This is a genomic window from Agrobacterium sp. 22-209-1, assembly GCF_053522485.1.
This window is the reverse complement of sequence record NZ_JBNWCH010000007.1, coordinates 111,004-122,903: the sequence shown is the minus strand read 5'-3', so window position 1 is coordinate 122,903 and position 11,900 is coordinate 111,004. Positions and strand designations below refer to the sequence as shown.

Annotated in this window: 10 protein-coding genes; 6 read left to right on the top strand and 4 right to left on the bottom strand. The window is 59.8% G+C overall.

The window, feature by feature from the left end:
- The first annotated feature begins 47 nt into the window (after window positions 1-47).
- The gene (phnF, locus tag ACQZ48_RS16685) at window positions 48-785 is read left to right on the top strand and encodes a phosphonate metabolism transcriptional regulator PhnF (RefSeq protein ID WP_448729044.1); all 738 of its coding nucleotides are present in this window, start codon (window positions 48-50) and stop codon (window positions 783-785) included.
- Window positions 786-794: 9 nt separating this feature from the next.
- Here the strand turns inward: phnF and dapB are convergent, their stop codons facing one another.
- The 4 genes from dapB to mepA form a co-directional block, all read right to left on the bottom strand.
- On the bottom strand, window positions 795-1,622 hold the full coding sequence (dapB, locus tag ACQZ48_RS16680; RefSeq protein ID WP_173987857.1) for a 4-hydroxy-tetrahydrodipicolinate reductase: 828 nt from the start codon (window positions 1,620-1,622) through the stop codon (window positions 795-797).
- A gap of 131 nt (window positions 1,623-1,753) precedes the next feature.
- The gene (locus tag ACQZ48_RS16675; protein ID WP_191217305.1) at window positions 1,754-2,776 is read right to left on the bottom strand and encodes a glucokinase; all 1,023 of its coding nucleotides are present in this window, start codon (window positions 2,774-2,776) and stop codon (window positions 1,754-1,756) included.
- Between the two features lie 22 nt (window positions 2,777-2,798).
- The gene (locus tag ACQZ48_RS16670; RefSeq protein WP_020812947.1) at window positions 2,799-3,182 is read right to left on the bottom strand and encodes a methylglyoxal synthase; all 384 of its coding nucleotides are present in this window, start codon (window positions 3,180-3,182) and stop codon (window positions 2,799-2,801) included.
- Window positions 3,183-3,282: 100 nt separating this feature from the next.
- Window positions 3,283-4,332 carry a penicillin-insensitive murein endopeptidase gene (gene mepA, locus ACQZ48_RS16665; protein ID WP_077984525.1) on the bottom strand — a complete coding sequence of 350 codons (1,050 nt, stop codon included), beginning with the start codon at window positions 4,330-4,332 and terminating at the stop codon, window positions 3,283-3,285.
- Window positions 4,333-4,537: 205 nt separating this feature from the next.
- Between mepA and ACQZ48_RS16660 the strand changes: the two genes are divergently transcribed.
- The 5 genes from ACQZ48_RS16660 to ACQZ48_RS16640 all read left to right on the top strand — a co-directional run bounded on the left by ACQZ48_RS16660 (window position 4,538) and on the right by ACQZ48_RS16640 (window position 11,754).
- A complete protein-coding gene (locus ACQZ48_RS16660; protein ID WP_191217306.1) occupies window positions 4,538-6,382 on the top strand; it encodes an extracellular solute-binding protein in 1,845 nt (614 codons plus the stop codon).
- A 139-nt stretch (window positions 6,383-6,521) separates the two neighbouring features.
- A complete protein-coding gene (locus tag ACQZ48_RS16655) occupies window positions 6,522-7,616 on the top strand; it encodes a microcin C ABC transporter permease YejB (protein ID WP_077984523.1) in 1,095 nt (364 codons plus the stop codon).
- 29 nt (window positions 7,617-7,645) lie between these two features.
- On the top strand, window positions 7,646-8,761 hold the full coding sequence (locus ACQZ48_RS16650; protein ID WP_406568461.1) for an ABC transporter permease: 1,116 nt from the start codon (window positions 7,646-7,648) through the stop codon (window positions 8,759-8,761).
- 5 nt (window positions 8,762-8,766) lie between these two features.
- Window positions 8,767-10,407, top strand: a complete 1,641-nt coding sequence (locus tag ACQZ48_RS16645) for an ABC transporter ATP-binding protein (protein WP_191217307.1) — start codon at window positions 8,767-8,769, stop codon at window positions 10,405-10,407.
- 99 nt (window positions 10,408-10,506) lie between these two features.
- Window positions 10,507-11,754: an NAD(P)/FAD-dependent oxidoreductase gene (locus ACQZ48_RS16640; protein WP_077984521.1), complete on the top strand. Its 1,248-nt coding sequence runs from the start codon at window positions 10,507-10,509 to the stop codon at window positions 11,752-11,754.
- The last annotated feature ends 146 nt before the right edge of the window (window positions 11,755-11,900 follow it).

The following is an 11,900-nucleotide window of genomic DNA, read 5'->3' as shown; positions in this document are numbered from 1 at the left end:
ATACAATATAAGTTACAATTAACGTCGATGAATGACAAGCGTGTGACATGAGCCCTGCGGCAGCGATGAAAAGAAAGAACGGCGTAGCGCTCTGGCGGCAGATCGCCGACCGGATCAGGGGCGAGATTGCGGCTGGCGATCACGACGAAACCGGCATGTTGCCGCCCGAGATGACGCTGGCCGAAAAATTCGGCGTCAACCGTCATACTGTCCGAAGCGCCATTGCCGCACTGGCCAGCGAAGGCATTCTCGAGCCGATGCAGGGGCGCGGTACGATGATCGCCCGCAAGGAGCGCCTGAGTTTTCCGATTTCGCTGCGCACGCGCTTCACGGCAGGCATCGGCGATCAGGTGAAGGAAATGGAGGCGCTACTTCTTTCCCACACGACCGAACCGGCCAGTGCCGATCTGGCAGCGCGGCTGCAACTGACTGCCGGTACGCCGGTCATACGTCTGGAAACCCTGCGCAAGGCGGACACCCGCCCTGTATCCCGTTCGACCACATGGTTCCCGGCTGATCGTTTTGCCGGAATAGGCGAAGCATACCAGCAAAGCGGATCGATCACCGCCGCTTTCAAGATACTTGGCGTGGCGGACTATGTGCGCATCTCCACCGTCATTTCTGCTATCCACGCGGATACGCAGGATCTGGTCGATCTCGAACTGTCGCCCGGGGCCATCCTGCTTGTCACTCAGGCATTGAATACCGATATGGATGGCGTACCTGTGCAATATGCCGTCAGCCGATTTTCTGCCGATACGGTCGAATTCACGGTGGAAAATTAGAATACGGGTTTATTCCGCCTGCGAAAGGCCGAGCACATCCAGCATGGAATAGAAACCGGGCTTCTTGTCGAAGGCCCAGACCGCTGCCGTGATCGCGCCGCGTGCGAAGATGGAGCGGTCGCCGGCATAATGGGAAAGCTCGACGCGCTCGCCTTCGCCAGCAAAAATCACCGAATGTTCACCGATCACCGAGCCGCCACGCAACGTGGCAAAACCGATGGTGCCGGTCTCACGCGCGCCCGTGTGTCCGTCGCGCACGCGCACGGAAGAGGCGGTAAGATCGACCTTGCGGCCGGCCGCCGCCGCTTCGCCCAGCAGCAGCGCCGTGCCCGAGGGCGCATCCACCTTGTGCTTGTGGTGCATTTCCAGAATTTCGATATCCCAGTTCTGCGCATCCAGCGCCTGCGCCGCCTGCTGGGTGAGAACGCTGAGCAGGTTGACGCCGAGGCTCATATTCCCCGACTTGACGATGCGCGCATGGCGCGACGCTGCCTTGAACTTTTCCTCGTCTTGCGGCGAGCAGCCGGTCGTGCCGATGACGTGCACGATGCGGGCCTGCGCGGCGAGGCCGGCAAAGGTGACGCTGGTTGCCGGTGAGGTAAAATCGATCACGCCTTCGGCATGCAGGAATGCCTGTAAGGGATCGCTGGTGATTTCGACGCCGATGGGGCCGAGACCGGAGATCTCACCGGCATCGCGGCCAACAAAAGCTGAGCCTTCACGCGCCACTGCGGCATGCAGCTGGACGCCGGGGGTCTGGTGAATGAGGCGGATCAGCGCCTGTCCCATGCGGCCCGCCGCGCCGACCACCACCAGTTTCATGCCGCTGCTGCCCATGCTTTCACTCACTTTTCATGTCGGGCGGATTGGAACCCGCCGCTATCGGACGATCGATGTTTGCAACGGCGACGTTAAAGACCGCTTGTCCGCTTCGCAAGGCATCACAAAGGGCTGGTCGTTGGAAACGATCAAGCCCTCCAGCGCCGCCCGTCCAGCGCCAGACCGAAATCCGCAGGTGTTCTGGCATAGGTGGCAAGCCCGGAAAGCGCCGCCTGCGGATGGGTGACGACGAATGTCGAAATGGTCCGCATCAGGGCGCTGTGCGGCGCCTTGTCCTCGAACGCCGTCCGGAATTCCGGGCTCTTCAGTGCCGGAATGATCTTCTGCGAAATGCCGCCGGCCAGATAAACACCGCCCTTTGCCATGAAGATAAGCGCAAGGTCGCCCGCCACGCGGCCGAGATAGGTGCTGAACAGCGACAGCGTTTCTTTTGCCTGCGCGTTCTGGCCCGAAAGCCCTTGCGAGGTGATGTCGGCCGGATCGGAAAAGACAGGCTCGATGCCATCGGCTTTGCAGATGGCCCGATAAAGATTGACCAACCCGCGTCCGCACAGGATCTGTTCGCCGGCGACGCGGCCCTCGATGGTTTCGATATGGGGGAAAACCGCATAGTCGCGCGCGCTTCTCGGGCCGATATCGATATGCCCGCCTTCGCCAGGCACCGGGAACCACATGTGGCGGGCATAGACCAGCCCGGCAACGCCGAGCCCCGTGCCCGGTCCAAGAACGACCCTCGACGCCAAAACGTCTTTCTTGCCGGAGCCGATGGCGTCGCGGTTATCGTCGTCAAGGGCCGCGATCGCCAGAGCCTGCGCCTCGAAGTCGTTAATGACGATGACATCCTTCAGGCCGAGATTGGCGAGCATGTCCTTCGGCTTGACGACCCAATGGCAGTTGGTGAGGGGAATCTCGTCACCTTCGATGGGGCCGGCAATCGCGAGAATCGTCGAGACCGGCTGAAGCGAGGTCTTGTCCAGAACCGCCTGCTGGATGGCGTCGTCGATAGCAGGATATTCCGCCGTCTTTACCGTGGTGAGGTGCACCGGTTCGGCAAAGGAATCGATCAGGATGGAAAAGCGGGCATTGGTGCCGCCGATGTCGCCAAGAAGGATTGGAAAGGACAGATATTCGGTATCGGACGTCTTCGGCATTGCCTGTTCCATGTTGGGAGGTTCAGTTGGCGACGTGGAAGTCGATGAGATTTTCTGCGGTAGCGCGGTTGAGCGCCATGGGAATATCGTAAACCGTAGCAAGCCGCGTCAGCGCCTTCACGTCAACATCATGCGGCATGGCCGTCAGCGGGTCGGTGAAGAAGATCAGCATATCCACCTCGCCTGTGGCGATCATCGCGCCGATCTGCTGGTCGCCGCCAAGCGGACCGCTCTTGAGGCGGATGACTTCAAGACCCGGACACGCTTCCTGTACCCTTCCGCCGGTGGTGCCGGTGGCGACGATCCTGAAACCGGCAAGCGCTTTCTGGTGATGACGGGCGAAATCCGCCATATCGTCTTTTTTCTCGTCGTGAGCGATGAGCGCGATACAGCGTTGTTCTTCCATGGTCCCAGCCCGTTCAATCAAGAATTAAATCGATTTGAAGCCTTCTATAACAGCTTGCCGCCATTTGAAAAGGGAAGCTGTTGAATGCCTCATTTCTGTTTCAGTTCAATGTCGGGCGCTGGGTAGGAAGCGGAATATCCGAAGGCGGCTGTAGGGCGGGGGCTGCCTGAATGACCTGTTCCACGCTTTGCTGGCGCGTTGCTGGAGCAGGCGAATAGGCCTGAGCCGCAATGCCTTCGGGGTTGGCGGAAGGAGCGGCAGCCACGGCGGCGCAGGCCGAGGGCAGATCGGAAACCATGACCGGGCGCGGTTTAACCGGCTTGGCGTTGGGGTCCTTTTTCGGCGGCGCCCATGGTTCCTTGCTGAACCACCAGGCAAGCGACTTGTCGCAGCCGTCGCCTTTGCCCACGGCCGCCTGCGGCTTGCAGTTGGGCGCGCCGGGCGGGCATTCGAGACGGATGTGGAAATGCTCGTCATGGCCGTAGATCGGCCTGATCTTGCCCATGAAGGTGCGGTCGCCGGTCCATGTCTGGCAGAGTTTCTGCTTGATGGCCGGGTTGACGAAGACACGCTCCACCTGCGGATAGCTTGCCGCCATCATCACCAGCCGGGCATTGAGGGGTGACCACTTGCGGTCATCGACCGTCAGGAACTTGCTCTTGTCCAGCATGGAGATGAAAGGCACCGTTTCGCGCTGCTCCACGCTCAGCCGCGGGGTCGGCATCGGCCGCCACCAGATGTCGACATCGAGGCCGATCTGGTGCGACGCATGGCCGGTCAGCATCGGCCCGCCGCGCGGCTGGGAAATATCGCCCAGCAGCAGGCCCGGCCAGCCGATCTTCTGGGCGTCCTGCGAAAATTGCTCGAGGAACGAAATCATCTGCGGCTGGCCCCAGCGCCGGTTGCGGGAAAGGCGCATGGCCTGCCAGCCGGGACCATCCGTCGGCATGGCGATGGCGCCGGACTGGCAGCCCTTGGCATAGGAGCCGATCGGCTGCGAGCCCGTGGCGGAAGGCAGAGCCATATGCCCGAACACCTCTTTCGCCGGCCTGTCCTCGGCCGCTGCAGTTTCCATCTGCAACTGCAACGCGGAGACGACCGAAATCGCCAGCAAGGCCGCCTTGAAAACTCTCGATGATCCCGCCGTCATAAAGTCTTGCCCGTCCGATCAGATGATTCTCTTCCCCTCAAGATAAACTGGAATGGGATTTTGTTGAAACCATGTTTCGCCCTGCATCTTGCAAAGCGGAAGGATAAAGGCGCCGATAAAGAGCTTGTGAGCCAGTACATCTGTTTTTTGCCAATCTTTGTTTTATGCTCTCTTCAACAAACGCGAAAACAGGGACATTCCCCCAATGATATTGGCACCACTGAAATCCCGTCTCCTCATTGCTCTTGCGGCATCCGCCCTGCTGATACCGGCGGCGGCCTCCGCACAATCGACCGATGTATGGCGGAAGGGGATTTCGACGGTCGGGGAACTGAAACATCCCGATGGCTTCGATCATTTCGACTATGTGAATACCAAGGCGCCGAAAGGCGGCACCCTTCGCCTGTCGACGGCGGGCACCTTCGATACCCTCAATCCGCTGCTCGCCAAGGGCGAGGCGGCGACCGGCCTTTCGCTGGTTTTCGATACATTGATGAAGTCGACCGAAGAGGAGCTGTCGGCCTCCTACGGTCTTCTTGCCGAGGGAGTAAGCTATCCAGACGATATTTCGAAAGCCACCTTCCGGCTGCGTGCAGAGGCCAAATGGGCCGATGGCAAGCCGGTGACGCCGGAGGATGTCGTCTTCAGCTTCGAAAAAGCCAAGGATTTGAGCCCGCAGCTCGCGACCTATTACACCCATGTCACCAAGGCGGAGGTGAGCGGCGAAAGGGACATTACCTTCACTTTCGACGAGAAGAACAATCGTGAATTGCCGCAGATCGTCGGGCAATTGCTGATCGTTCCCAAGCACTGGTGGGAAGCCGTCGGCGCGGATGGCAAGCCGCGCGACATATCGCGCGGCACGCTGGAACCGGTGATGGGTTCCGGCCCCTACAAGATTGCCTCAGTCTCTCCCGGTTCGACAATCGCTTATGAACGCCGCGACGACTACTGGGGCAAGGACGTCAATGTGAATGTGGGGATGAACAATTTCAAAACCATCGCCTACACCTTCTTTGCCGATCAGGATGTGGAATTCCAGGCCTTCAAGTCCGGCACCGTCGATTTCCGTCAGGAAGCCTCCTCCAGCCGATGGGTTACGGGTTATGATTTTCCGGCCGTCAAGGAAGGCCGCGTCAAGAAGGAAGAGCTGCCGAACATCTATCGCTCCGTCGGTATCATGCAGGCCTTCGTGCCGAACATGCGCAGGGAGAAGTTCCAGAACCCGAAACTGCGCAAGGCGCTCAATTATGCGTTCGATTTCGAGGAGTTGAACCGGACGCTGGCTTACGGCCAGTTCCAGCGCATCAACAGCTTCTTCATGGGCAGTGAACTGGCCTCTTCCGGCCTGCCGACCGGTCGCGAGCTGGAAATTCTTCAGGAACTGAAGGATCAGGTTCCGCCGGAGGTTTTCACAACCGAATATCGCAATCCGGTCGCGGGTGATCCGGCCAAGCAGCGCGACAATCTGCGCGAGGCGGTCAAGCTGATGAAGGAAGCCGGCTACGAGCTGCGCGGCAACCGCATGGTCAATGCGAAAACCGGACAGCCGCTCGATATGGAGTTTCTGATCGATTCCTCCGGCATGGAAAGAACCATTCTTCCCTATGTCCAGAATCTGAAGAAAATCGGTATCAATGCGACGATCCGCACGGTCGACGCCTCGCAATATACCAACCGTACCCGCAGCTTCGATTTCGACGTAACTGTCAAGCTCTGGGCGACATCCGCCAATCCCGGAAACGAGCAGGCGGATTTCTGGGGTTCGGCGGCAGCCGACCGGCAGGGTTCGAACAACCTCGCCGGCATCAAGAACCCGGCAGTCGATGCGTTGGTCAGGAAGGTCATATTCGCGCCCAACCGAGATGAGCAGGTGGCTGCCGCCCGCGCACTTGACCGCGTGTTGCTGGCGAACAGCTATGTCATCCCGCAATTTTACCGCGGCGAGATGTTCATCGCTTACTGGAACACGCTCATCCGTCCGGAAAACCTGCCCCAATATGGCGTCGGCTTTCCCGAGGCATGGTGGTCCAGCCAGGCCGGAAACTGACGCCGGCCTTGCTTTCATGGCGAAGGCTTGATTCACATAGGGCGAGACGAATCGCTCAAAGCGCAGGCAGCGCTTTCAGGAAGGGACAGGTTTTGAAAGAAACGAAAACCGCTGACGTATCGGCCGGGAGCAGAGGCTGATGGGCGCCTATATCCTCAGACGTCTGGCGCTGATGATCCCGACCATCATCGGCATCATGGGCATTTCGTTTCTCGTCATCCAGTTCGCGCCGGGCGGGCCGGTGGAGCAGGTCGTCGCGCAATTGACGGGGCAGGGTGACAGCGCCTCCGACCGGCTATCGGGCGGCGGCGATCTTATGGGCCAGTCCGGCGGTTTCGATGACAGCGGTTCGAAATACCGTGGTGCGCAGGGTCTCGATCCGGAACTGATCGCCAAGCTCGAAAAACAGTTCGGCTTCGACAAGCCGCCGCTCACCCGTTTCCTCGAAATGATGTGGAATTATATCCGCTTCGATTTCGGCGACAGCTTCTTCCGCAATTCCTCGGTGATCGATCTCATCATTGACAAGCTGCCGGTCTCGGCCTCGCTCGGCTTCTGGATTCTGATCATTTCTTACATGATATCCATTCCGCTCGGCATCAAGAAGGCCGTATCCGACGGCTCGACCTTCGACGTCTGGACGTCGGGCGTTGTCATCGTCGGTTATGCCGTGCCAAGCTTCCTCTTCGGCATCCTGCTCATCGTCCTCTTCGCCGGCGGGTCCTTCTTCGACTGGTTCCCACTGCGCGGCCTTGTGTCCGATAATTTCGCTGAACTGAACTGGTGGCAGAAGATCATCGACTATTTCTGGCACCTGACCCTGCCGCTGATCGCGCTGTCGCTCTCGGCCTTCGCGACAACGACGCTGCTGACCAAGAACTCCTTCATCGACGAGATCAAGAAGCAATATGTCATCACCGCTCGCGCCAAGGGCCTCACCGAACGCAGGGTTCTTTATGGGCATGTCTTCCGCAATGCGATGCTGATCGTGATCGCCGGTTTTCCGGGCGCTTTCATCTCGGCCTTCTTCACCGGATCGCTGCTGATCGAGAATATCTTCTCGCTCGACGGTCTCGGTCGCCTCGGTTATCTCTCGGTCGTCAACCGCGATTACCCGATCGTCTTCGGCACGCTCTTCATCTTCTCGCTGATGGGCCTCGTCGTCGGCCTCATTTCCGACCTGATCTATACATGGATCGATCCGCGCATCGATTTCGAGCGGAGGGACGTGTGATGACACTTGTCCATACCGCCGAAACGGAAATGCCGGCAAAGCCGAAGCGCCCGTGGTTTTCGCCCACGACCAAGCGCCGCTGGCAGAATTTCAAGGCAAACCGGCGCGGTTACTGGTCCTTCTGGCTGTTCCTGGTCCTGTTTTTTCTGAGCCTCATTGCGGAATTCATCGCCAATGACAAACCCATTCTCGCTTCCTACAAGGGCGAGTTGCTGGTGCCGGTCATGGTCGATTATCCGGAAGAAAAATTCGGCGGGTTCCTGGCTCAGACCGATTACAAATCCTCCTTCATTCAGGATGAGATCAACGCCAATGGCTGGATGATCTGGCCGCCGATTCGCTATTCCTATCAGACGGTCAATTCCAATATTCCCCATTCGGCGCCGACTGCGCCCTTCTGGCTGATGGATAAAAAGGATCGCTGCTCGGCTTACCCGCAGGGCGATGCCGATCCCGGCTGCACGCTTGGCAATCTCAACTGGCTCGGAACCGACAATCAGGCGCGCGACGTCACCGCGCGAATGATCTACGGGTTCCGCATTTCCGTGCTGTTCGGTCTGACGCTGACCATCGCTTCCGCCATTGTCGGCGTCACCGCCGGCGCTATTCAAGGCTATTTCGGCGGCTGGACGGACCTGCTTTTGCAGCGTTTCATTGAAATCTGGTCGTCCATGCCGGTGCTCTACATCCTGCTGATTATCGCAGCCATTCTGCCGCCGGGCTTCTTCGTGCTGCTCGGCATCATGCTGCTCTTCTCATGGGTCGGCTTCGTCGGCATCGTGCGCGCGGAATTCCTGCGCGCCAGAAACTTCGAATATGTCCGCGCCGCCCGCGCGCTTGGGGTCGGCAACTGGACGATCATGTTCCGCCATCTTCTGCCCAACGCCATGGTAGCGACGCTGACATTCCTGCCATTCATTCTCTCAGGGTCGATCACGACGCTCACCTCGCTCGACTTCCTCGGCTTCGGTATGCCGCCGGGGTCGCCGTCGCTGGGCGAGATGATCGCGCAAGGCAAGAACAACCTTCAGGCCCCCTGGCTCGGCCTCACTGCGTTTTTCACCATGTCCATCATGCTCTCGCTGTTGATCTTCGTGGGTGAAGCGGTGCGCGACGCTTTCGATCCACGCAAGACGTTCCGGTGATCGCCATGACGGAAACAAATATCCAGCCGCTTCTCTCCGTCCGTGATCTCTCCGTCGCCTTCCATCAGGGCGGCGCGACGAGCATCGCCGTCGATCATGTCTCTTTCGATCTGATGCCGGGCGAGGTCGTCGCCCTCGTCGGCGAGTCCGGTTCCGGCAAATCGGTCACGGCAAATTCCATTCTCAAATTGCTGCCCTATCCGGCAGCGAGCCATCCTTCGGGAAAAATCCTGTTCGACGGCAAGGATATGCTGACTTTGCCGGAGCGCGCGCTGCGCGCCGTGCGCGGCAACGACGTCACCATGATTTTTCAGGAGCCGATGACCTCGCTCAACCCGCTCCACACCATCGAGCGGCAGATCGGCGAGATTCTGGAGCTGCATCAGGCGATTGCCGGAGCGGACGCGCGGGCGCGCACGCTGGAACTGCTGCTGCAGGTGGGTATCCGCGAGCCGGAAAAGCGCCTGAAGGCCTATCCGCACGAATTGTCCGGCGGCCAGCGGCAGCGCGTGATGATTGCCATGGCGCTTGCCAACCGGCCGAAACTGCTGATCGCCGATGAACCGACGACGGCGCTCGACGTGACGGTTCAGGCGCAGATTCTCGAGCTGCTCGGCGATCTGAAAACGCAGCACGGCATGTCCATGCTGTTCATCACCCACGATCTCGGCATCGTCCGCAAATTTGCCGATCGCGTCTGCGTCATGACCAAGGGCAAGATCGTCGAGACCGGTACGGTGGAGCAGGTGTTTACCGATCCGCAACACGCCTATACGCGCCATCTTCTGGCGGCAGAGCCAAAGGGCGAGCCTCCCCATTCTGATGCAACCAAACCGGTGGTCATGCAGGGTGACGATATCAAGGTCTGGTTCCCCATCAAGGCGGGGCTGATGCGCCGGGTGGTGGATCATGTGAAGGCGGTGGACGGCATAGATATCACCCTTCGCGCCGGCCAGACTGTGGGCGTTGTGGGCGAATCCGGCTCCGGCAAGACGACGCTCGGGCTGGCGCTCTCGCGGTTGATCGCATCTAAGGGTCGTATCAGCTTCATCGGCCAGTCGATCGACCACTATTCCTATGAAATGATGAAACCGCTCAGAAACCGGTTGCAGGTGGTGTTTCAGGATCCTTATGGGTCTCTCAGCCCGCGCATGTCTGTCGGCGAGATCGTCGCCGAGGGCTTGAAGGTGCATGAACGGTCTCTGTCTGCCGATGAGCGCGATATGCGTGTCGCCACAGCGCTGGAAGAGGTCGGTCTCGATCCGGCCACCCGCTGGCGGTATCCGCATGAATTTTCCGGCGGCCAGCGCCAGCGTATCGCCATTGCCCGCGCCATGGTGCTGAAACCGCGTTTCGTCATGCTGGACGAGCCGACCTCTGCGCTCGACATGAGCGTGCAGGCGCAGGTGGTCGATCTGCTGCGCGATCTGCAGGCGAAGCACGAACTCGCCTACCTTTTCATCAGCCACGACCTGAAGGTGGTGAAGGCGCTCGCCAACGACCTGATCGTCATGCGCCACGGCAGGGTGGTGGAGAGCGGCCCGGCGGCGGAGATTTTCGCCAATCCGCAGCAGGACTACACCAAGGCGCTGCTGGCTGCCGCCTTCAACATTGAGGCGGTGAAAACGAAAGCGGTCAGCCAGTAAGACGCGTCACCTTTCCATTAAGACGATGATTTTTCTGTTGCTTCGCGGAAAATGCCGACCCATGTTGAGGGGCAGTGACGCGGAAACGGATTGATTGCCATGGCAGCGGATGTGATCGTTTTGGGTGCGGGGATCATCGGGGTCTCCATCGCCCTGCAATTGGCCCGCAGGGGTAAGTCGGTGGTGCTGGTCGACCGGCGCGGGCCGGGTGAGGAGACCTCCTTCGGCAATGCCGGGCTGATCCAGAGAGAAGGTGTCGTACCTTATGCCTTCCCGCAGGATCTCGCCCTTCTGCTGCGCTATTCCCTGAACAACAGCATCGATGCTCGCTATCACCTCTCCGCCCTGCCGAAGATCGTGCCGTTTCTCGGCCGCTACTGGTATAATTCCGCAGCCTCGCGCCACGCGGCAATTGCCCGCGCCTATGCGCCGCTGATCGAGCATTCGGTTTCGGAACACAACATCCTGATCGAGGAAGCGAAAGCCGGTGATCTGATCGTCAAGAACGGCTGGATGGAGGCCTACAGGACCGCCGTAAGGCGGGATGCAGATTTTGCTTTCGCCGAGCGTCTGGCGCGCGACCACGGTATTTCCCATACGAAACTCGACGCCGAGGAGCTTGCCGCAGCCGAACCGCATCTCAGCCATGATTTCGTCGGCGGCCTGAAATGGAACGATCCCTGGTCGGTGCGTGATCCGCATGCGCTGACGCTCGCTTATGTTCGGCTGTTCGAGAGCCTTGGCGGAAGTTTCGTCCGTGGTGATGCCTCCACCCTCAGCCAGACGGTGAGCGGTTGGACGGTGCGCACCGAAACCGGCGCGGTCGAGGCCGAACATGCCGTGGTGGCGCTAGGCCCCTGGGCGGATACCGTCACGGAACGGCTGGGTTATCGCTTTCCACTCGGTGTGAAACGCGGTTACCACATGCATTATGCGCCACAGGAGGGCGCGAAGCTCAATAACTGGCTGATCGACGCCGAGCGCGGTTATTTCCTCGCGCCGATGCGCAAGGGTATCCGCCTGACGACGGGCGCGGAATTCGCCGAACGCGATGCGCCGAAATCTCCCGTGCAGATCGAGCGGGCGGAGCGGGTGGCGCGTACCGTCTTTCCTCTCGGCGGCCGGCTGGATGCGGAGCCGTGGATGGGAGCGCGGCCCTGTACGCCGGATATGATGCCGATCATCGGCAAGGCGCCGCGCCATAAAACATTGTGGTTTGCTTTCGGGCACGCCCACCATGGCCTCACACTTGGGCCGATCACCGGCCGTGTGCTGGCGGAAACCATGCTTGGCGAAACGTCGGTTATCGCCATCGACGCCTATCGCCCGGAAAGGTTCAATCCCTGATAGCTAAATCCGCTGGCCTTCCGGGGACAGGCCACGTAACATGGTCGCGTGCAAAGGGAAAAGGGGCGAAACGTCATCATGGTGGCGAGGTTTCTCATCTATCAGCAGCAGGACGACTTTCGTTAGCGCAACTCGCTGCGCATGAA

Coding starts and splice junctions, on each gene's coding strand:
- phnF (WP_448729044.1), top strand. CDS start 48: ATGAGCCCTGCGGCAGCGATGAAAAGAAAGAACGGCGTAGCGCTCTGG.
- dapB (WP_173987857.1), bottom strand. CDS start 1,622: ATGGGCAGCAGCGGCATGAAACTGGTGGTGGTCGGCGCGGCGGGCCGC.
- ACQZ48_RS16675 (WP_191217305.1), bottom strand. CDS start 2,776: ATGCCGAAGACGTCCGATACCGAATATCTGTCCTTTCCAATCCTTCTT.
- ACQZ48_RS16670 (WP_020812947.1), bottom strand. CDS start 3,182: ATGGAAGAACAACGCTGTATCGCGCTCATCGCTCACGACGAGAAAAAA.
- mepA (WP_077984525.1), bottom strand. CDS start 4,332: ATGACGGCGGGATCATCGAGAGTTTTCAAGGCGGCCTTGCTGGCGATT.
- ACQZ48_RS16660 (WP_191217306.1), top strand. CDS start 4,538: ATGATATTGGCACCACTGAAATCCCGTCTCCTCATTGCTCTTGCGGCA.
- ACQZ48_RS16655 (WP_077984523.1), top strand. CDS start 6,522: ATGGGCGCCTATATCCTCAGACGTCTGGCGCTGATGATCCCGACCATC.
- ACQZ48_RS16650 (WP_406568461.1), top strand. CDS start 7,646: ATGCCGGCAAAGCCGAAGCGCCCGTGGTTTTCGCCCACGACCAAGCGC.
- ACQZ48_RS16645 (WP_191217307.1), top strand. CDS start 8,767: ATGACGGAAACAAATATCCAGCCGCTTCTCTCCGTCCGTGATCTCTCC.
- ACQZ48_RS16640 (WP_077984521.1), top strand. CDS start 10,507: ATGGCAGCGGATGTGATCGTTTTGGGTGCGGGGATCATCGGGGTCTCC.